At 58.7% G+C, this 18,913-nt stretch carries 22 protein-coding genes and 1 pseudogene; 7 read left to right on the top strand and 16 right to left on the bottom strand.

Translation table 11 applies throughout. The annotated features are described in order from the left end of the window. The 6 genes and pseudogenes from ACFE70_RS08540 to ACFE70_RS08515 all read left to right on the top strand — a co-directional run. A pseudogene (locus ACFE70_RS08540) lies at positions 1–477 on the top strand (hypothetical protein); the annotation flags it as partial. A gap of 1,076 nt (positions 478–1,553) precedes the next feature. Then, the gene (locus ACFE70_RS08535; RefSeq protein ID WP_375417310.1) at positions 1,554–2,873 is read left to right on the top strand and encodes a hypothetical protein; all 1,320 of its coding nucleotides are present in this window, start codon (positions 1,554–1,556) and stop codon (positions 2,871–2,873) included. Positions 2,874–2,983: 110 nt separating this feature from the next. After that, entirely contained in the window at positions 2,984–3,580 is a 597-nt protein-coding gene (locus ACFE70_RS08530) for a hypothetical protein (protein ID WP_375417309.1), read from the top strand. A 94-nt stretch (positions 3,581–3,674) separates the two neighbouring features. Beyond that, positions 3,675–4,379, top strand: coding sequence for a hypothetical protein (locus ACFE70_RS08525; RefSeq protein WP_375417308.1), 705 nt, complete (start codon positions 3,675–3,677; stop codon positions 4,377–4,379). Between the two features lie 97 nt (positions 4,380–4,476). Beyond that, a complete protein-coding gene (locus tag ACFE70_RS08520; protein ID WP_375417307.1) occupies positions 4,477–5,181 on the top strand; it encodes a hypothetical protein in 705 nt (234 codons plus the stop codon). Between the two features lie 125 nt (positions 5,182–5,306). After that, positions 5,307–5,978 carry a hypothetical protein gene (locus tag ACFE70_RS08515; RefSeq protein ID WP_375417306.1) on the top strand — a complete coding sequence of 224 codons (672 nt, stop codon included), beginning with the start codon at positions 5,307–5,309 and terminating at the stop codon, positions 5,976–5,978. A gap of 74 nt (positions 5,979–6,052) precedes the next feature. Here ACFE70_RS08515 and ACFE70_RS08510 read toward each other — a convergent pair whose 3' ends face one another. The 3 genes from ACFE70_RS08510 to ACFE70_RS08500 form a co-directional block, all read right to left on the bottom strand. Next, on the bottom strand, positions 6,053–6,925 hold the full coding sequence (locus tag ACFE70_RS08510) for an aldehyde dehydrogenase family protein (protein ID WP_375417312.1): 873 nt from the start codon (positions 6,923–6,925) through the stop codon (positions 6,053–6,055). Between the two features lie 88 nt (positions 6,926–7,013). Continuing rightward, on the bottom strand, positions 7,014–7,262 hold the full coding sequence (locus ACFE70_RS08505; protein WP_375417305.1) for a hypothetical protein: 249 nt from the start codon (positions 7,260–7,262) through the stop codon (positions 7,014–7,016). A gap of 9 nt (positions 7,263–7,271) precedes the next feature. Then, positions 7,272–7,412 (bottom strand): hypothetical protein, encoded by a 141-nt coding sequence (locus ACFE70_RS08500; protein ID WP_375417304.1) that lies wholly within the window; start codon positions 7,410–7,412, stop codon positions 7,272–7,274. Positions 7,413–7,681: 269 nt separating this feature from the next. Between ACFE70_RS08500 and ACFE70_RS08495 the strand changes: the two genes are divergently transcribed. Beyond that, the gene (locus ACFE70_RS08495; RefSeq protein ID WP_375417303.1) at positions 7,682–8,119 is read left to right on the top strand and encodes a hypothetical protein; all 438 of its coding nucleotides are present in this window, start codon (positions 7,682–7,684) and stop codon (positions 8,117–8,119) included. Between the two features lie 86 nt (positions 8,120–8,205). Here the strand turns inward: ACFE70_RS08495 and ACFE70_RS08490 are convergent, their stop codons facing one another. From ACFE70_RS08490 to ACFE70_RS08430, 13 genes are all read right to left on the bottom strand, one after another. Then, positions 8,206–8,508, bottom strand: coding sequence for a DUF4286 family protein (locus ACFE70_RS08490; protein WP_375417302.1), 303 nt, complete (start codon positions 8,506–8,508; stop codon positions 8,206–8,208). Positions 8,509–8,600: 92 nt separating this feature from the next. After that, complete coding sequence (locus ACFE70_RS08485) at positions 8,601–9,041, bottom strand: DUF6526 family protein (protein WP_375417301.1); 441 nt, start codon at positions 9,039–9,041, stop codon at positions 8,601–8,603. 140 nt (positions 9,042–9,181) lie between these two features. After that, positions 9,182–9,637, bottom strand: coding sequence for a hypothetical protein (locus ACFE70_RS08480; RefSeq protein ID WP_375417300.1), 456 nt, complete (start codon positions 9,635–9,637; stop codon positions 9,182–9,184). Positions 9,638–9,724: 87 nt separating this feature from the next. Then, on the bottom strand, positions 9,725–11,002 hold the full coding sequence (locus tag ACFE70_RS08475; RefSeq protein ID WP_375417299.1) for an MFS transporter: 1,278 nt from the start codon (positions 11,000–11,002) through the stop codon (positions 9,725–9,727). A gap of 64 nt (positions 11,003–11,066) precedes the next feature. Continuing rightward, positions 11,067–11,492 carry an arsenate reductase ArsC gene (locus tag ACFE70_RS08470; RefSeq protein WP_375417298.1) on the bottom strand — a complete coding sequence of 142 codons (426 nt, stop codon included), beginning with the start codon at positions 11,490–11,492 and terminating at the stop codon, positions 11,067–11,069. Between the two features lie 23 nt (positions 11,493–11,515). Continuing rightward, complete coding sequence (gene arsB / locus ACFE70_RS08465) at positions 11,516–12,637, bottom strand: ACR3 family arsenite efflux transporter (RefSeq protein ID WP_375417297.1); 1,122 nt, start codon at positions 12,635–12,637, stop codon at positions 11,516–11,518. A 10-nt stretch (positions 12,638–12,647) separates the two neighbouring features. Further along, on the bottom strand, positions 12,648–13,184 hold the full coding sequence (locus ACFE70_RS08460; RefSeq protein WP_375417296.1) for a GNAT family N-acetyltransferase: 537 nt from the start codon (positions 13,182–13,184) through the stop codon (positions 12,648–12,650). A gap of 36 nt (positions 13,185–13,220) precedes the next feature. Continuing rightward, positions 13,221–13,679: a DUF6428 family protein gene (locus tag ACFE70_RS08455; protein WP_375417295.1), complete on the bottom strand. Its 459-nt coding sequence runs from the start codon at positions 13,677–13,679 to the stop codon at positions 13,221–13,223. Between the two features lie 30 nt (positions 13,680–13,709). Beyond that, on the bottom strand, positions 13,710–14,054 hold the full coding sequence (locus tag ACFE70_RS08450; protein WP_375417294.1) for an ArsR/SmtB family transcription factor: 345 nt from the start codon (positions 14,052–14,054) through the stop codon (positions 13,710–13,712). A 202-nt stretch (positions 14,055–14,256) separates the two neighbouring features. Beyond that, complete coding sequence (locus ACFE70_RS08445; protein ID WP_375417293.1) at positions 14,257–14,913, bottom strand: hypothetical protein; 657 nt, start codon at positions 14,911–14,913, stop codon at positions 14,257–14,259. Beyond that, a complete protein-coding gene (locus ACFE70_RS08440; protein WP_375417292.1) occupies positions 14,906–15,448 on the bottom strand; it encodes a hypothetical protein in 543 nt (180 codons plus the stop codon). The genes ACFE70_RS08445 and ACFE70_RS08440 overlap by 8 nt, the downstream gene beginning before the upstream one ends. 17 nt (positions 15,449–15,465) lie before the next feature. Continuing rightward, positions 15,466–16,179 (bottom strand): TIGR04255 family protein, encoded by a 714-nt coding sequence (locus ACFE70_RS08435; protein WP_375417291.1) that lies wholly within the window; start codon positions 16,177–16,179, stop codon positions 15,466–15,468. 81 nt (positions 16,180–16,260) lie between these two features. Continuing rightward, positions 16,261–18,744 (bottom strand): TonB-dependent receptor, encoded by a 2,484-nt coding sequence (locus ACFE70_RS08430; protein WP_375417290.1) that lies wholly within the window; start codon positions 18,742–18,744, stop codon positions 16,261–16,263. Positions 18,745–18,913 lie beyond the last annotated feature (169 nt).

Here is an 18,913-nt window from a genome sequence, read left to right as displayed (position 1 = left end):
GGGGCCGAGGGCGGCTACTTCCGCCTCGGCGCCCGCGACCAGGCCCCGGAGCGGGGCCTGGCGTTCCAGAGCGATAATGCCTTGGGCACGGTGTTCTTGCGCTACGAGCTGCTGCCCGACGGCACGGCCTACGTCACCAATTTTGGCAGCGAGGCGCCGCGCATCCAGCCCTACGTGCAGGCTGGCGCGGGGCTGCTGCTCTACAATCCCAAAGCTTACTTTGGCCGCGCCCGGCCCACCGCCAGCACCGCCTTCCTGGCCCCGGAGCGCAACGACTACCCCGCCCTGGCCGTGGTACTGCCGCTGGCCGTGGGCCTGAGCGTGCGCGCCACCGACCAGGTGCGCGTGGGCCTGCAAGGCACCTACTATTTCACCAGCACCGACCACCTTGACGACGTGAGCGCCCGCGGCAATCCGGCCCAGAACGATGGCTTCGGCACGCTGGAAGTGAAGCTGGAGTATACGCTGGGCCGGTAAGTAACGAGCTTTAAACGCGGAAGGGGGGTAGGGCAATGTGCCCTACCCCCCTTCCGCGTTTAAACTAAAGTTTTTGCCCACTTCCTGCTTACAAGTCCATAGCCCGCGCCAGGGTTCTCCGTAGCGGGGCGGAGTATGAAAATCGGAAACGGTCAGGGACTAAAAGCGCTAAATGACGGCGTTTGTCCCTCGAATCAGCCCGTTGGTGTATTATTCTTGGAATAGTGAAATGTGAAGGATATGTTTGAGAGCCTGTAGCACAAACCACCTCTTATTTTAAAACTTAATCACCTACCTATCTATGGCCGAACCTGGCGATTTTTTCCCGTTTTAGTTTTCACCAATCAACCTGCTCTCTCATGAAAACAGTAGGTCCTTAATCTCGCCAGAATAAGTTCTACCCTCCACCACTCAGGCTGCTATTAGCGGCTATTTTCCTGCTCGTGAGCAGCTGCGAAAAGCCCAGTCTCGAATCGGAGAGCCCCGACGAATCAAACGGCCCCAGCGTGGCAGCCGTTGCCAACGCAAATCAGCAGCTTGACGATAAGGGCAAAAATCCATTTACAGTGGAAAACATGCGGCAGGCTTATACCAACCTGTTATACCCGCCTGATGATTGCATCGATTGCCCAAGCCCCCCACCTCCTACCCCGGAACCAGTAGTACAGCCAACTCACCTGTACGTGCGCTTCAAACCCGCTGATGTCAATCAAATCGCGGACCTCGACGACTTGGGTTATCAACTATCCTGGGAGCCGATGGATGAGTCGGTGGCGGCCGTGACGACGGTGGACTATAATTCCGACGTAATACCTTGGGTTTATAGCGTTGTGCCCGTCGGCACTTCCTTTCCAAGCTACATTCAGCGTGAGCAGATAGCGCAGTTATTCCTTTTCTACCCGGAGAGTGGAGACGCGAGAGATGTAGACTATACAGAACCTTACCCAACTCCCCCCTTCCCAACCGAGCCCTGCACACAGTGGGACCCGTCTTGCAACTGCTACGTGCGGTGCGGAACTGCTAGCGCTACTACTGCCACTGTAGAGAACCGGATAACGGACAAACCTAATAAGCAGTTGGCCGCTACCGAAAAGCTGAAGCAAGCCGGTATTTCTCCCCGCGCCCTTTACGACGAGGCCATGCGCATCAGTGGCCATTCGGACGAGGCCATAGCGGCTCAGAGGTCAGCCCCAACCAAACCCGGCGGAGTGCAGGCGCAAGGTGTCCGTTATAAGCCGAGTGGCCGGATTCTGGTGCAGGACACTGATTTGGGCAATGTAGCCTTGCGCGGAGTTGAAGTAAAATCGCGGCGCTGGTTTCAGTTCGGCAGCAATTTTACCGACACGCAGGGCAATTTCGCTATCAGCACCAGCTACAAGAACAAGGCTAAAATTGCTCTGCAATTCAAAAATAACCTCGCTACCACCCGCGGCATTATTAGTGGGCTCAGGTTCTGGCAGGCGGTGTTGCCTATCAAATCAGATTTAGGCACATATGCGGGTCCGGCAATGCAGAACCTAGCTTACACTGTTACTTTCCGCGGCGGCTTAGACCAAGCGCAGAGCAAAGGTGCCTCAACCTGGACGGCTGCTACCCTCTTTAACACGCTGGCCGATGCCCAGACCTACTCAGTGGCCCGAGGCCTGCCTGGTCCTGTCCGAGGCATCAATATCTGGCTGTTTCCCGACATACCCCTTGCGGGCGGTGGTTATGCCTCGACACCTATGCTACGCAGAATAGCTGATACTTCGCTGGCCTCGCGCCTTATTGATAACATGCTGCTGAATATGGGGCCGCTTGGAATAGCCAAGTATCTGCTCAAGCAACTTCTTCAACGTCAGTTGCCGGACATGACTGTCTTTTATCGCGGCGACCAAGGTGCGTTAGCCTCCCACCAACTAAATCCACTGTTGTACCATGAACTGGGCCATACACAGCATTATAGCCAAGTAGGCAACAGCTTCTGGTCTGCGTTTATCGGCAAGATTATAACCAGTTTTGGTTACGGCGACAAGACTGGTATAGAAGCCGGCCGCGTTGCTATCAGCGAGGGCTGGGGCAATTATGTCGAGCGGCTTTTCACGATCGACAAATACCAGGCGAGTGTTGCTCCCGCACGAGCAAGAGCTGCCTTGTTTGAGCTAGATTATCAGGTTCCAGGTGATTACGGTTACAACTGGTTTGTGTATGGCATGTACCACGATATGACTGATAGTACGCCAGAACCTGTTTCTACTGTTGTTGACGACGTAACTGCTTACACGCCTGCTACTGTTTTTCGAGGTTTGCAATCAGACGTATCCACAGTGCGGAGCTACCAGGCGAGGGTTAACGCACAAAATAGTAGCGTGCAAGCAGCTCAGTTGGAGCGCCTTGTAACCAGCTACCGGTGGTAGTGATGATAGTATTCCGTTTCTTGCTCTGCTTAAGCCTGCTCCTGTCCCTTACTGGATGCCCGGAGAAAGAGGACTATCCCGTTATCGTGCCCATTAGCTTCTTGGTTCCTGTGACCATCACACCCAGCAGCCCTATTATGCAACGTGGCGACACCCTGTGGTTGGAAGCTGACTTTTCGGACTCACTAGTGGATAAAAATAGTGGACATCGCTACCGAGTTCGGCCCCAAGACCTGAACTTGAATTCTGGAATCTTCTATGAGCAATTGGTGGGCATTGGTAGTCAACCAGTGGGTATTGCTCGCACGTTTCGCCTCGTAGAAGAGATAGGGCAGGCCCCGGCAGGCGGCGCCCTCACCACGGCCTTCAAACCTCTTTACGATGGTCATTACTATAAAGCCCGCATTGGGTTAATTCCTGGTAAGGCTGGCGTCACAGCTATATCGTTGCTGCTATCGCCTAAAAACTCAGCCGATGGCACTAACGTCTTGGATAAATTTATTCCATTTATTCAGTTGCCTCCCAACTCAGAGGGCCGGGAACAGAAAGCAGTATTGGCAGACTCGTTCTACGTCATCAATGATGGCCAAGCCAACAACTTCGACTTGTATAGCCAACATACTAAAGCTTTCGCACTTGAACCCGGCACGCCTGCCATACAGGTCATCTACGAGCAGAAAAGCACCTTCACAGTTGAGGTGGAGTGAGCCCATTGCTTTCAGCTTTAAAAAGGCGCTGTTCAACTGAACAGCGCCTTTTTGCTGTTTCTCATTTTTCCAAACCCTGTCACTTCTAATTACTATGCCTGCGCTACGCCTACTGCTCAGCTTAAGCCTGCTACTTGTACTTACGGGATGTCCTAAAAAAGAGGATTATCCTCTCATTGTGCCTATTGGCTTTTTGCCTCCAGTCATAATAACACCGTCTCGTAGTACTATGCATCGAGGGGATACGCTATGGCTGGAAGCCAGCTTCTCTGATTCGCTGCTGGACAAGAATAGCGGGCGTCGGTATCGGGTGCGACCACAGGACCTAGATTTACGCTCTTTTATCTACTATACAGAACTAGTAGGTATTGGTCAGCAACCAATCGGCATTGCGCGCACATTCCGCCTTGTCGAAGAAATTGGACACGCTACTATAGATGGTTCCTCCACCGGCAGCTTTCAGCCTGAGTACGACGGTCACACTTACCGGGCTCGAATTGGACTGATTCCAACCAGAGCTTGCATTACGTCTATCGTGCTCCTCCCATCGCCTGAGAATCCAGTTACTAAAACGAAAGCATTGGATGATTTTTTGTCTTTTATTCAACTGCCCCTTACAGCAGAAGGTCGGCAGCAGAAGGCCGTACTTGATGACTCGTTTTATGTCATCAATGATGGGCAGGCCAATAATTTCGACTTGTTTCGCCAGTATTACAGCGCTCGCTCATTCGACCCCGGAGTACCAGATGAGACTATCATCTACGAGCAAAAAAGCACCTTCACCATCGAGGTGAAGTAAGTTAGTTGTATCTCTGGATATTAAAAAGGCGCTGTTCAGTTGAGCGGCGCCTTTTTGCTGTCTCTCATTGTCCGGGATTTTGCCACTCCTGCTTGCTATGGTTCCGCTTCGCCTGCTATTTGGCCTGTGCCTGCTACTGTCACTCACAGCTTGTCCTCAAAAAGAGGAATACCCCGTTATCGTGCCCATTAGCTTCTTGGTTCCTGTCACCATCACACCCAGCAGCCCTATTATGCAACGTGGCGACACCCTGTGGTTGGAAGCCAACTTTTCGGACTCACTGCTGGATAGAAATAGCGGACATCGCTACCGGGTTCGACCCCAGGACCTGAACTTGAGTTCTGGAATCTTCTATGAGCAATTGATAGGTATCGGTAGTCAGCCAGTGGGTATTGCTCGCACGTTTCGCCTCGTAGAAGAGGTAGGACAGGCTCCGGCAGGTGGCGCCCTTACCACAGGCTTCAAGCCACTTTACGATGGCCATTATTATAAGGCTCGCATCGGGCTGATTCCTAACAAAGCTAGCGTTACAGCTATCTCGTTGCTGTTATCGCCTAAAAACTCAGCCGATGGCACTAACGTCTTGGATAAATTTATTCCATTTATTCAGTTGCCTTCTAATTCAGAGGGCCGGGAACAGAAAGCAGTATTAGCTGACTCGTTCTATGTCATCAATGATGGCCAAGCTAACAATTTCGACTTGTATAGGCAACATACTAAGGCTTTCGCACTTGAACCTGGTACACCTCCCATACAGGTTATCTACGAACAGAAAAGTACTTTCACAGTCGAGGTAAAGTAGGCTAGCTGCTTTGAATCTTGAAGAGGCGCTGTTCGGTTGAACAGCGCCTTTCTATTGTCTCTAATTATCTCAAATTGCAGCGCTTTAATTACATACTCCCACTACGCCTACTGCTCGGCCTAAGCATGCTGCTTGCGCTAACGGGATGTCCTAAAAAAGAGGATTACCCTCTCATTGTCCCTATTGGCTTTCTGATTCCTGTCACCATAACACCTAGTAGTGGTACTATGCTGCGCGGAGACACGCTCTGGTTAGAAGCCCATTTTTCGGACTCACTGCTGGACAGAAATAGCGGACACCACTACCGCGTTCGGCCCCAAGACCTAGTTCTGAATTCTGGTATCTTCTATAAGGAGTTATTGGGAATCGGTAAAAGTCCGATTGGTGTTGCCCGCACATTTCGCATTGTAGAAAAAGTAGGTAAAGCCACGATAGACGGGGCTTCTACTGGCAGTTTTGAGCCACTATATGATGGGCACCGTTATCAGTTACGGATTGGAGTGATTCCTACTAAAGCGGGGGTACTATCTCTTTCGCTGCTGTTATCGCCAAAGAATCCAGCTGATGGGACTCCTGCTCTTGACGGCTTTCTTCCCTTCATCTATTTGGCCCCTACGGCGGAAGACCGGGAGCAAAAGGCGGTATTAGCTGACCCATTTTACGTTATCAACGATGGTCAAGCCAATAATTTTGACTTGTATAGTCAACATGTCAAAGCATTCGCTCTCGAATCAGGTGTGCCTTCCGAAACTGTTATCTACGAAACCAAAAGCACTTTCACAGTGGAGGTAAAGTGAGCTTACTGCTTTCAGCTATAGAAAGGCGCTGTTCGGTTGAACAGCGCCTTTCTGCTTTCATCTACATTAACTACTTAGAACACGAACCGCGTGCTCAGGAACGCCGATTCCTGCTCGTTCACAATCTCGCTCAGCAGGGCTTTGTTGGCTTCGTTCTGCTTGGTGGCGACCACCGTGCGGATGCTGAACGAGCGTAGCGCGTCGCTCACCGAGAGCGTGCCCTCGGCCGAGTCTTTGCGGCCGGGGAAGGGGAAAGAGTCGGGCCCGCGCTGGCACTGGGCGTTGATATTAACGCGGCTGACCTGGTTGACGAGCTGATCAATAAGGTAGGCGATTTCCTCGGACTCGGCCCCGAAGATGCTGACCTGCTGGCCGTGGTTGGAGCTGATGATGTACTCGATGGCCTCGTTCACGTCGGCAAACGGCGCCACTGGCACGATGGGCCCGAACTGCTCTTCGCGCCAGAGTTTCATGCCCTCGCGCACCGGATACACCAGCGCTGGCAGCACCAGCGGGCCGGCGGCCGTGCCGCCCTCATTCACGACGCGGGCGCCCTGGGCCTGGGCATCGGCGAGGCACTCGGCCAGGCACTCCGGCTTCTGGGGCTCGGGCAGCGGCGTGATGTTCACTTTTTCGTCCCAGGGCATTCCGGGCTTGAGCTTGTTGATTTCGGCACCCAGGCGCGCGAGGAAGTCCTCGGCAATGCTTTCGTGGACGAAAAACAGCTTGAGGGCCATGCAGCGCTGGCCGTTGAAGCTCAGCGCGCCCAGCACCGATTCCTTTACGGCCACGTCCAGGTCGGCGTCGGGCATGACGATGGCCACGTTCTTGGCGTCGAGGCCGAGCACGGCGCACAGGCGGTTGGACTTGGGGTGCAGCCTCTTGAGCGAGTCGGCCACGCGGCTGGAGCCGATGAGGGCGAGCACGTCAATCTGGCCCGAAGTCATCAAAGCCGGTACGATGGCATTGCCGCGGGATGTAGTCGATGGTGCGGTCAAACTCCTTTTCCGAGTCGCCCACCGACTTGCCGATTTCTCACATCAGCAGGCGCACGATGTCGGTTTTCTGCTGGCTGATGATAGCGGTGAACTTCTCCACGGCCGCGATGCAGCCGGCCACGCTCATCGTGGGCCACTCGCCGCGGCCGTGATCGTAGGCCTGCACGGCCGCCCCGAGGGCCTTGAGGCTCTCCGCCTCATCAAGCAGGGGGTAGGAGCCGATGACGCGGCCCCGGAGCGAGCCGTCGGGCTGGCGCCCGGTCATCGGCGAGACGACCTCCTGCACGGGGCTGCCTCAGTGGAGCAGCTCGCCGTCGCGCAGGTAGTCGCGCTGGGGCAGGGGCGCGGGCAGCCGCCACTGCTCCGGGATGGCGGCGTCGGATTCGGGAAAGAGTTGAGTGAGCTGGTCAGCGGTCGTTGGCGAAAAAGAGGGCAAAAGAAAGGTCAGGGCTCAGACTACGAACCTTGCCCAAAGGTTGGGGTTAGCGAACGGGACACAGCCAAAAACGGCCGAAGCTGGCGGGAAAACGGCTATCCGGGCCGCGTGCTTTAACGGCGCCCGCGGCTGCTTACGCAGTGGTTTGCCTTGCTGCTGATTGCCTGGCAAGTAGAATAAGCTGGCGGCGGGCCGCAAAGCCGCTCGCGGCATCCAGTCGCGCCTCGGGCGCGTTTACGTTGCCAGCCCTACCCCCCTCGTTTTTGCCCATGTCGCTCAAGCTCCTGCTGCTCTTCAATTTCGGCCTGGCGGCCGTGCTCACCGGCCTTATCTGGACGATTCAACTGGTGCATTACCCCAGCTTCGGACTGGTGGGCAAGGCCGAGTTCATCAGGTTTCACGCCGCCCACACCGCCCGCATGGGCTACCTCGTGGCGCCGCTCATGGTGCTGGAACTGGGCCTGAGCTTGTGGCTGGCCGGCGCGGCGCGGCACTCGGCGCTGGCGGGCCCGGCCGCCTGGGCGCTGGCCCTGGTGGGCCTGATTTGGGCGGTAACGTTCTTTATCTCCGTGCCCTTCCACAACCGCCTGGCCGCGGGCTTCGACTACATCGCCATCGATGGCCTCACGCGCACCAACTGGCTGCGCACCCTGGCCTGGACTACGCGGCTGCTGGTGTTAGGCTGGGTTGTTTTCAAGGAGCAATAAGCAATCAAAAGAATGTCATGCTGAGCGCCGCGCAGCGGAGTCGAAGCATGACGTTCTTTTGATTGCTTATTGCTCATTACTTATTGTCATTCAATGACTTCGAGCACGGTGCGGAATGAGACGTACTGGCCGGCGAAGCGGGATTCGATATCAGCGCGCAGGGCGGGGGCCACGTGCTCCTGGTAGGCGTCGAGCTGCTCCAGGCTCAGGCAGTAGTACTGGGCGGCGTAAGTGAAGCCGCCGTCTTCCTCGTTGAGCAGGCGCAAGAGCTGGTTTTTGATGAAAAAGCCGCTGGCCATCACCTCGGGCATGTGCACCTCGCGCATGTAGGTTACCCAGGCTTCGGCGGCAGCGGGCTCCAGGCTGCTGGTTACGTTGTAGAGAATCATACTGTGAATGAGTGAATGAGCGAATGAGTGGAGGCTCGACTAGCGCAGTGCGAACACTTCACTCAATCGCTCATTCACTCATTCACCGCGGGTTACACCCGCATCAGGTCGGGCTGAAAGTTATTGATGCGGGCCTGAATGCTTTTGCCGTCGAGCTTTTCGCGGGCGGCGGCCTGGGCCAGGGCGGGCAGCTCGTCGTCGCCGGCCAGGCGCAGGTTGATGATTTGCGCCAGCGTAAGCTGCTGCTCCAGAGGCGCGAAGCGCTGGCCGGTCAGCTCAAAGTAGCGCTGGCGCACTTCCAGCCGCACGAGGCGGTCTTGCAGCTTGAGGGCGTAGTGCTGGCGCAGCAGCAAAATGGTGAGCAGCAGGGTCAGGGCCACGCCGGCCAGCGTAAACCAGAGCCGGGCAATCTGGTCGTCGTCGCCGGCCACCTTCGAGTAGCGGATAACCGAGTAGCCCAGCATGAGCAAGGCCAGGGGCAGCACCACAAAATGGTGCAGCGGGTAGAGCATGGTCGGGTTTTTGGCAGCCATCGGCAGGGGTTGGTTGGGGAGAGGGGGGTAGGGAAAGAACAGGCTGGCTGCTAGCGGGTGGCGAAGCAGCCGTTCAGCCTACCCCACAAAAAAGCTCCGGCCGGGGCCGGAGCTTTCTGAATTACGCAGGGGCGTGGGCCCTAGTTATCTTTGCCCCTGCCCATCTCCTTGGAGAGCTTTTTCTCGGATTTGGCGGCCTGGCGGGCAGCGCGCTCCTGCTTTTTGGCGTCATTGGCAGCCTGGCGCTGGGCTTTCATCTGGTCGCGCTGGGCGCGCTCCTGTTTGCGCTGCTCCTTGAGCTGCTCCTTGAGGTCATTCGACTGGCTGCGCTGATCTTCCAGACGGCCTTTTTCGTTGCGCAGTGCCTGCTCATGCGAGTCGGTTTGCTGCTTTTGCGCGTCGTAAGTGGCCTTGGCTTCGTCGGCGCGCTGCTTCTGCTGCTCTGGTGTCAGCGGTAGGGCCGCCGGGTCGGTCGTGATGGTGGTGGTCGTGGTCGTCGGCGTGGTGGTCGTAGTCGTCGGCGTGGTTTGAGCCGAGGCAGCGGTGGCAGTGGTCAGGGCGGCGAGCAGAGCGGCGCCAAGCAATATGTTTTTCATGGTTGAAGTTAAAAATCAAATTTATTATTGATTTCGTCCTCAAACGCAGCCGGCAGCCGGAAGTTCACTCCGCACGTTTTCGGCGGTTTACTCTTCCACGTAGTCGAGGTCGTGGCCGTAGCTTTCGGGCAGCGTGCGCACGGCCCAGAACGCCACCACCAGCGTGAGGGCGCCCAGCACGGCGGCGCCCGGCACGAAGCCCAGCGCCCCACTCAGGTACTTGAAGGCCGGCACCAGCCCCACCACCGCGCCGCGGGCGAAGTTGGGCGCCGTGGTGGCCACCGTGGCCCGCAGGTTGGTGCCAAACTGCTCGGCTGCCACGGTCACGAACAAGGCCCAGAAGCCCACCGACAAGCCCAGCACGAAGCACACGGCATAAAACGTTTTCGGAGTAGCTCCCTGAATCCCAAACAGATACACGCCCACCATCAGGCCACAAAACCCCAGAAACACTTGCAGCGCCCGGTTGCGCGAGCGCCAGAGCTGGCTCAGCGCGCCGGAGGCAAAGTCGCCGAACACGAGCCCGAAGTAAGCCCAGAACACGGCCAGCCCCGCCGTCACCTCGCCGGTCAGCTTCAGCGCGCGCCCAAATTCCGGGGCCAGGGTGATGAGAATGCCCACCACGAACCACAACGGCACGCCGATGAGCAGCACCCGCAGGTATTTGCCCAGCCGCCGCGGGCTAGTGAAGAGGCTCAGAAAGTTGCCCCGCGCCACGCCCGCCTGCGCCGCCACTTCCCGGAACATGCCCGACTCGACCACGCTCACCCGCAGCACCAGCAGGGCCAGGCCCAGCGCGCCGCCCACGAAGTAGGCGTTGCGCCAGCCCAGCTGCTGGCCCACCCAGTAGGCCAGCATGGCGCCGCTCACGCCCACCGTGGCCACTATCATGGTGCCGTAGCCGCGCTTTTCCTTCGAGAGGCTTTCGCTGACCAAGGTGATGCCCGCGCCCAGCTCGCCGGCCAGCCCGACGCCCGCAATCAGCCGCAGCCAGGCGTACTGCTCCACGGTCTGCACGAAGCCGTTGGCGATGTTGGCCAGCGAGTAAATCAGAATCGAGCCGAACAAGACCGAGAGACGCCCGCGCTTGTCGCCGAGAATTCCCCACAGGATGCCGCCGAGCAGCATTCCGCCCATCTGCATGTTTATCAGAAACAAGCCCTGGCTCGTGAGCTGCGCCGCGTCGGTAATGCCCAGCCCCTTGAGGCTCTCCACGCGCACGATGCTGAACAGAATCAGGTCGTAGATATCAACGAAGTAGCCCAGCGCGGCCACGATGACGGCCGCCGAAAACAGGCCGGCGCCGCCGGACCGGGACGCGGCCTTGGGGGCGGGAGGGGGGGTAGGGAAAGCGGAGGTTTGCATAAGCGAAATGTAGGACCAAACCAGCTAAGCGCGCCCGCGCCCGCCGCCCCGCGCCGCCCGTGTCTCAGCCGAAATACTGCTGCGCAAACGCCCGGGCGTAGGCTTTTACCTGCTCGCGCACGGCCCGGAACTGCGCCATTATCTCCTCCTCGCTGCCCGTCGCCTGGGCCGGGTCGGGGAAGTTGTGGTGCAGCTTTTTGGCCGAAGAGGGAAACACCGGGCACACCTCGTGGGCGTGGTCGCAGACGGTGAGCACGTAGGCGAAGGGCACGGCGGCGTACTCGTCGACGTGGTTGCTGGTGTGGTGGGCGATGTCAAGGCCATCCTCGGCCATCGTTTGCACGGCGCGCGGGTTGAGGCCGTGCACCTCGACGCCCGCGCTGTAGACGTGGGCCCGCCCGTTGAGCAAGCGTTCCAGATAGCCGTGCAGCAGCTGGCTGCGGCAGGAATTGCCGGTGCAGAGCACGAGCACATTTCTCTTGGCTGGCATACGTTTTACGACTTTAAGAAAAATCAAACTCGCGGCGCTTGCTCGGCCCGCGCCCTACCCCCGTACCAGCGGCGCCGAAACCAGAAGGCCACATTCACCAGCGCAATCAGGGCCGGCACCTCAATTAACGGCCCGATAACGCCGGCAAATGCCTGCCCGGAGTTCAGCCCAAATACCCCGATGGCTACCGCAATAGCCAACTCGAAATTGTTGCCCGTGGCCGTGAAGGCAATGCTGGCATTCTCCGCATAGTCGGCCCCCAGCCACTTGCCCGCCGCGAAGCTGAGCACGAACATAATCCCGAAGTACAGGGCCAGCGGCAGGGCAATGCGCAGCACGTCCAGGGGCAGCTGCACGATGGTTTCGCCCTTGAGGCTGAACATGACCACGATGGTCAGCAGCAGGGCCACGAGCGTGAGCGGGCTGATGGCCGGAATGAACACCTTTTCGTACCACTCGCTGCCTTTGAGGCGGCGCAGCACGGTGCGCGAGAGAAAGCCGGCCGCAAACGGCAGGCCCAGGTAAATCAGCACGCTTTGGGCGATGTCCCCGATGCCGATGTTCACGGCGTAGCCCTTCAGCCCGAAGTAGGGGGGTAGGACCGTGATAAAGAGCCAGGCCAGCACCGAGTAGAACAGCACCTGGAAGATGGAGTTGAGCGCTACCAGCCCGGCGGCGTATTCGCGGCTGCCGTCGGCCAGCTCATTCCACACCAGCACCATCGCAATGCAGCGGGCAATACCAATGAGAATCAGCCCCATCATGTACTCGGGCTTGTCGGGCAGCAGCCAGATGGCCAGCAGGAACATGAGCAGCGGCCCGAGTATCCAGTTCAGAAACAAGGACAAGCCAATAATGCGCGTATTCTTGAACACCCTCGGCAGCTGCTCGTACTTCACCTTGGCCAGCGGCGGGTACATCATCAGAATCAGCCCAAGGGCCAAGGGCACATTCACCGTGCCCACCGAGAAGTAGTTCACCGCGTCGTTGATGCCGGGCACGCCGTAGCCCAGGGCCACGCCCAGCGCCATTGCCAGAAATATCCAGAGCGTCAGGCCGCGGTCGAGGCCGGAGAGCTTGCAGCGGGCCAGCGCGGCGGGTTCGGGCGCGGGCAGGGGGGTAGGAAACTCAAGCAAAGGCCTCATTTTTCGGTTTTCAGGAAGGAGAAGTAGCCAGTGCCAGCCCGGCGTTCTCCAGCCCCACCGTGGTGCTGCGGCGCTCCAGCAGCACCGTGTCGCGCCAGACGCCGCGCAGCTGCCCAATACGCTCGCGGCGGCCCACGGTGCGGAAGCCGGCCGCCGCGTGCAGCTGGGCGCTGGCCGTATTTTCGGGGAAAATACCGGCCTGTAAGGTCCAGATGCCGTTTTGCTCCGATTCGGTGATGAGCGCCGCCAGCAGCTGCCTGCCCACGCCCTGCCCGCGCGCCGCCGCGGCCACGTACACGCTCACCTCGGCCACGCCGCCGTACACGCAGCGGCCCGACACGGGCGAAAGGGCGGCCCAGCCCAACACCTGTCCGGCCTCATCGAGCGCCACCAGCCGGCTGTGGGGCAGGTGGGCGGCCGTCCAGGCGGCCCAGGTAGGCGCCTGCGTCTCAAACGTGGCGTGGCCCGTGGCCAAGCCGGCTTCGTAGATGGCGCGCACGGCCGGCCAGTGCGCTTCGGTGAGGGGGGTAGGGATGATGGCGGACATGACAAATCAAGAGTAAAGATTTTCAGTAGCCGCCGCTCAGCAGCACCCGCCGCCCGGCGCGCAGGCCGCGGCTTGCAGCTGGGGCAAGGCCAGCAGCTGACTCGGGATGCCACAGGCGTCTTGCGCCAGGCAGGCGGTTTGTTTGGTAGTCAGGACGAAATCGGCGCCGTCGAACGCGAGGCTGAACTTGCCAATGGTCTCCTGCTGGTATTCCACTTCGATGTCCAAATCTTCCCGGCCCAGAATCCGCCCCGAGAGGTTGAGGATGTGCAGAAATTTCTGCGGCGCCAGCCGGTGGTCGTAGTCGCCGGCTTCCCAGAGCTGAAAGTTGGCCACGGTCTCCCGGCGTTCGACGCCCCCGCAGTCGATAAAATGCTTGGTTACCAGGCCAACTTCCGTCACGTGGAAATGGGCCGGCAGGTAAGTGCCATCCGGCAGGCGAAAGTTGATAGTGGCCAGTCCCGTCAGGGTCTGTTTCAGTTCGGAGATGTTCACGGGAAGAAGAATTAATTGATAAGAAAGGGGTTAGCAGGCGCAGGTGGGGGTAGGGATGTCAGCCGGCGCAATGTTCTGAAGCAGAGCGCCGAGCAGCTGACGCGCCCGCGCCCAGCCGGCCGGCGCCAGGCAGTAGCACACCCGTGGCCCGTCGATGTCGCCCTGCACGAGGCCGGCGGCTTTCAGCTCCTTGAGGTGCTGCGAAACGGTGCTTTGCGAGAGCGGCAGCTCTAGCACCAGCTCGCCGCATACGCAGGCCTGCCGCGCCGCCAGCAGCCGCAAGATTGCCAGCCGCGCCGGGTGGGCCAGGGCTTTGGCCAGCGCGGCCAGCTCCTGGTCTTCGGTGGTAAACTCCTGGATTTTGGACAGAGCCATTTCGTTTATCGTCGATTTACGATTACAAAAGTAGAAAACCCATCGCATAAATACGATAGGCTTCCAACTTTTTCTTTAAGAAACTCCCTACCCCCTACTTCAGCCGCAAAGGCACCACCAGCCTCACACTCAAGTTGCGGCCCATCCATGTTAAAACACCAGTTCGGGTATGTATATACAATATATAAAAATTGTCTTTGATTTATTCTGATTTAGCAGTAATGTATATTATTTCAGGCCAAAATCCCGCTGTTGGCGCGGCCTCGAGCGGATAAGTATGCACGAAGTCTTGTAGCCAAGCGCGAAGTTTAGGAGCTACTTTCTTTCGCTGCTTTGGCTCTAAGTAGTAAACGTCGCCAGTTGAGTTGTGAAAGTGCAATTCGAAATGCCAGTAGTTGCAACGGGTTGGGGCATGGCAGACGCGGCAGATAAAATTTTCGCCAATGGATGTAAACGCACATTCGTGTAGTTCTGCCACATGTAGCCAGTAGTAACCCCAATTTTCGGCCGCTACGCATTCCGCTTCTTCAGTGCTAGGCTGCTGCCCAATTTCACCAGGCTGCCAGGTACTGGCGAGGTGCGCTTTGTTCGGACTGGAGCGCAATACCCAGGCCGCATCGCAGAGCTGAAAGTCGCCAAGCAGATTTACTGAGAAGTGCCGGGCCAAGTCCTCAGTTGGGTGACTAAGCTGGTCAGGCAATATCTTCCCCATCGTATCAGTAACGTTGGGCTGCGAGGTCCGGCGCAAAACTTGGCCCCCACTTACGTGATAGCTGTTGAGCAGTCGGTAGTGCGGTTGAGGCACCATATGCAATGGATAAACGGGTGCGTCCGGCACGGGAATCAGGTGTTCAGGCATTCAAATGCTGCTGCAAATGGCCCCAAACCGAGGCAAACGGACCACTAATGGCCCATTTCTCTTGCCGATGCTGCCTAATAGCCACGAATGTGTCTTCGGCCGCATCAGCATCTTCTCCTAGATTCACCTCGGCGTACAGTGTGCCGCCTCCGGCGCCAGGTAGCTCAGCCCGCACATACAGGCTTTGTTCGTAAGTGAAGCCGGCGCTAACAGCCGTAGCGTCAAGCGGTACGACATGCAAGAGCTGCCCTAAACGCAGCAACGCATCTGTTGCGTCGGCGCTGCTCTGCCAGTGAGCCTGCTTGAGTTGCCAATCGCGCCAAATAGCAGGTAACAGCTTTTCTGTGCGCGTGAGTAGGAGCCGGTTCTCCGTGTCGAGAAACCCGGTTTGGGATGGTGACCAGGTAGCCTGCCTGGTCCATGAATCACCTGTAGCGCGTCCTTCTTCTCGTCGTGATGTCAACCGCTCAGCGGTATATGACTCAGCGGAGATGCTGTGTGGCGCGTAACTGGTGAAGGACAGGAGGGCAGGCATAAACGAGAAGAAATTTGCTATTCGTACTCTGGCTTCAACGAAGCCAAATAATCTGGGTTCAACAACCCAAAGAACACCTCTTTTTCACGCCGATGGGTTTCGTCAAGCTTGCTTAAAGCCTCTTGCAGAGTAGTTAACGGGGCCTGCTCCCAGATAATGTCCAGGTCGAACAACGATTGTGGCCCCTGACGGCCCGCTACCCGCTGACTGTCTGACAGCATCAGATTTACGCGGTAGCCATCGGTGGTACGCAACTGCGCTCGGTATTGAAACTGCTCCATAATGAGTTCTGGCGGCAGGGTAGGCAGTTGCACTAATAGCTGCTCATTAGCTGGTCGCCAAGGTAGCGCATTGATGTAACGCAGACCAATTCTGGTGAATCGCACGATTTCGCCGGTCTCCATCAACAGCTGTAATATGTGGCTTAAGCGCTGCTGATAAATTGACCACCCCAAATATTCAGCGCTGCAACTAACCCCTAAGTAGCCATCACGCAGCCGAAACTGAACACCTTGTCCGCGAAATAGTGGTTCGTCCTGAGCTTGAATCTGACCGCCCAGCACACTATTCAATAATTGAGCAGGTGGACGCAAATACTCAAAATCATTGATTAGTGCTGTGTAAAACTTCCCGAAGGCCACTTCAACGGGTGAGTTCGTGGTATAGTGAACTTCCACATATGTCTCCAGTAGCGCATCGGGTGTAATCTTTTTAGGAAGCCGAGACATCATAGCGCAAAGAAAGGAAAGACGGTCGAATAGCTGACCACTTTACAGCAAGTGAATTGTATCTGCTAGCTATCTCCCTACCCCCTACTTCAGCCGCAAAGGCACCACCAGCTTCGCGCTGATAGTGCGGCCCATATTAAAGACGCCGCGGCGGCCGTTGGCCACATTAAAATCGGCGTATTTCAGGCGGCTCAGGTGGCTTTGGTAGGCCACGTCGAAGAGGTTGTTGCCGGTGAGGAAAAGCGAGGCCAGGGTGCGGCCCTTGGCGTTAGTGAGGTCGCCGCCCAGGCCGGCGTGCGTCAGGGTGTAGCCGGGCGTGGCCGTCTCGGTATCGAAGGCGGCGAAAAATCGGTTTTGCCGGAACGTGTGCTCCACCTGCACGAAGGCGTAGAGGTGGGCCAGGCGGCCTTTCGGTCCCGCGCGCTGAATGCGCAGCTCGGTTTGCAGGCGGTCGGCGGGGATAAAGGGCAGGTACTTCGACTCTTCGGGCTGGTTTTTCTGCACGGCCCGCACCAGCGAAAACGAAGTTTCCAGGTGCAGCCAATCCAGCGGGTGGGGGTGCAGGTCGAGGCTGGCCTCGCCGCCGTAGAGCCGGGCCGCGCCCTGCCCAAAGCGAAACACGGGGTCGCCGGTGGCGGCCAGCGAGTCGCCGCCGAGCTGGCTTTCCAGCTTGCGGGGGAAGATGTAGTTGGCGATGTTGTTCCGGAACGCATTCAAACTCAAACTCACGTGGTCGGTGACGTAGGAGGCGCCCAGGTCGGCTTGCAGGCTGGTTTCGGCCCGGAGGCCCGGCTCGCCGATTTCGTAGCGAATCGTGCCCTCGTGCTGGCCATTGGAGCCCAGCTCGGCGATGTTGGGGGCGCGGAAGCCGCGCGAGAGGTTGGCCTTGAGCACCAGCTTGTCGGTGGCGCTGAACGAGCCGCCCACGCTGCCGCTCACGTTCTGAAACGTGCTGCGAAAGCCGCCAAACCTGGTTTCGGCGCCTGCCGTGCCGGCCGATACGGGCTCCTCATTCGCATCCAGATACAAGGCTCGGGCGTTGGTGCGGCGCCGGTCGTAGCGCAGGCCGCCGCTCACATCCAGCCGGCCGAAGGCTTTGCGGGCCACGCCGAACACGCCGCCCTCGTCGGTGCGATAGGCCGGAATCAGGAATTCCCGGCCGCGGTTTTGGTTTTGCTGGTGCAGGCCGCTCAGGCCGGTCGTGAAGTTCCAGCCAGCCACTTCGGGCAGGAAGTAGCGCAGGCTGTAGTCCACGGTTCGCAGGTCGAAGTACAGGCCCGGCGTATTAAAATTCACGGCGTCGCCGAACTCGCGGCGGCGGTTTTGCTGGTAGTTTACTTGCACCGTCAGCCGCCCGCCTTCCTCACCGAGGATGAAGTTATTATCGGTGCCCAGGCGCAAGTGGTTGACGCGCTGCCGGGGCTCGACCAGGTTGTAGCCGCGCAGCTCGGCGGCAGTTGCTTCGCGGGTTTCGGCCTCGCCGCGGCCATTGTCGACCTCGCGGGTGAAGCGGCCCGAAACCGGGTCGCGGCTGCCCTCGACCAGGCCAATTTCCTGGTTGAAAGTGCTGAAGGTGAGGTGCGAGAAGCCCCAGCTTTTGTTTAAACCCACGTAGGCGTTGGCGTTCTGCTCATTGAAGCCGGAGTTGAAGACGCGGCCATCGGCGGCATTGCGGTAGGCGCCGGCGCCCTTGAGCGAGCCGCGCGCCAGCCAGTTGAAGCCATTGAGGTTGCCCGCATTTTGCAGCGAGTAGCCTCGCAGGTGATTGTTGGTCTGATAGTTGGCCGCAACCTGGCCCGTGATGCGCCCCTCGTCCACGGGGTCGGGCGCCAGGAAGTTCACGACCCCCGCCATGCCATCGGAGCCGTACAGCAGCGAGCCCGGCCCCTTGATGATTTCGGCCCTATCGATGCTGAACTCATCTATCTCGATGCCGTGCTCGTCGCCCCACTGCTGGCCTTCCTGCCGGGCGCCATTATTCAGGGTGATAACGCGGTTGGCGCTCAGGCCCCGGATAACGGGTTTGCTGATGGCCGCGCCAGTGGTAATCTGACTTACGCCGGGCACGCGGGCCAGGGCATCCACGATGTTGGTGGCGGCCGTCTGGTTGAGGCGCTGCCGGTCCACCACGGAGGTGGGCACCGGCGAGCGGCGCAGCTCGGTGGCCTGCGAGACGCCCGTGACCACGACCTGCCCGATTTCGGTGGCCGCCACGCGCAGGGCCACGGTCAGCGGCTGGCCGGTGCCCGTGGCGACGGTCTGGCTCAGGGTGTTGTAGCCCACGTAGCGCACCTGCATCAGGAAGCGCCCGCGCGGCAGGCGGGCAAACTGGAAGCTGCCCGCCGAGTCGCTCACGGTCACTTGCCGCAGGTCGGGAAACAGAATGGTGGCGCCGGGCAGACCCTGGCCCGTCGCCTCATCAGTGATGCGGCCGGCGAAGGCAGCGCTGACGGCGCGGGAGGGGGTAGGCGCGGCTGGCGGCGGCGATGACTGGGCGGCGGTTGTGGCAATGGTGGCGCTCAGGAGGCCCGTCAGCAGGGCCAGCGGCGCAAGTTTGGATGGGAGCACAAGCAAATTCGGTTCGGGACAGTAATAGATTGATTGGCTGACTGACCAACCCCACCGGGATTGGCCACTAAGACCCCAAAGCCAGCGCGGGCCTTATTAACACTTGTTAGCCCTTGGCTACCAAACCGGCGGGCTGCCGCTAAGTCTTCTGGTCGTCAGCCCTGGTTGG

The organism is uncultured Hymenobacter sp., from assembly GCF_964243305.1.
Taxonomy (GTDB): Bacteria; Bacteroidota; Bacteroidia; order Cytophagales; family Hymenobacteraceae; genus Hymenobacter.
Note: the sequence above shows the minus strand (reverse complement) of the source record. Positions and strands in the feature narration are given on the sequence as shown.

Excerpts from the sequence above, each read along its gene's own strand:
- ACFE70_RS08525 (WP_375417308.1), top strand. The coding sequence starts at position 3,675 with ATGCCTGCGCTACGCCTACTGCTCAGCTTAAGCCTGCTACTTGTACTT.
- ACFE70_RS08520 (WP_375417307.1), top strand. The coding sequence starts at position 4,477 with ATGGTTCCGCTTCGCCTGCTATTTGGCCTGTGCCTGCTACTGTCACTC.
- ACFE70_RS08515 (WP_375417306.1), top strand. The coding sequence starts at position 5,307 with ATGCTGCTTGCGCTAACGGGATGTCCTAAAAAAGAGGATTACCCTCTC.
- ACFE70_RS08510 (WP_375417312.1), bottom strand. The coding sequence starts at position 6,925 with ATGACTTCGGGCCAGATTGACGTGCTCGCCCTCATCGGCTCCAGCCGC.
- ACFE70_RS08495 (WP_375417303.1), top strand. The coding sequence starts at position 7,682 with ATGTCGCTCAAGCTCCTGCTGCTCTTCAATTTCGGCCTGGCGGCCGTG.
- ACFE70_RS08490 (WP_375417302.1), bottom strand. The coding sequence starts at position 8,508 with ATGATTCTCTACAACGTAACCAGCAGCCTGGAGCCCGCTGCCGCCGAA.
- ACFE70_RS08485 (WP_375417301.1), bottom strand. The coding sequence starts at position 9,041 with ATGGCTGCCAAAAACCCGACCATGCTCTACCCGCTGCACCATTTTGTG.
- ACFE70_RS08480 (WP_375417300.1), bottom strand. The coding sequence starts at position 9,637 with ATGAAAAACATATTGCTTGGCGCCGCTCTGCTCGCCGCCCTGACCACT.
- ACFE70_RS08475 (WP_375417299.1), bottom strand. The coding sequence starts at position 11,002 with ATGCAAACCTCCGCTTTCCCTACCCCCCCTCCCGCCCCCAAGGCCGCG.
- ACFE70_RS08470 (WP_375417298.1), bottom strand. The coding sequence starts at position 11,492 with ATGCCAGCCAAGAGAAATGTGCTCGTGCTCTGCACCGGCAATTCCTGC.
- arsB (WP_375417297.1), bottom strand. The coding sequence starts at position 12,637 with ATGAGGCCTTTGCTTGAGTTTCCTACCCCCCTGCCCGCGCCCGAACCC.
- ACFE70_RS08460 (WP_375417296.1), bottom strand. The coding sequence starts at position 13,184 with ATGTCCGCCATCATCCCTACCCCCCTCACCGAAGCGCACTGGCCGGCC.
- ACFE70_RS08450 (WP_375417294.1), bottom strand. The coding sequence starts at position 14,054 with ATGGCTCTGTCCAAAATCCAGGAGTTTACCACCGAAGACCAGGAGCTG.
- ACFE70_RS08445 (WP_375417293.1), bottom strand. The coding sequence starts at position 14,913 with ATGCCTGAACACCTGATTCCCGTGCCGGACGCACCCGTTTATCCATTG.
- ACFE70_RS08440 (WP_375417292.1), bottom strand. The coding sequence starts at position 15,448 with ATGCCTGCCCTCCTGTCCTTCACCAGTTACGCGCCACACAGCATCTCC.
- ACFE70_RS08435 (WP_375417291.1), bottom strand. The coding sequence starts at position 16,179 with ATGATGTCTCGGCTTCCTAAAAAGATTACACCCGATGCGCTACTGGAG.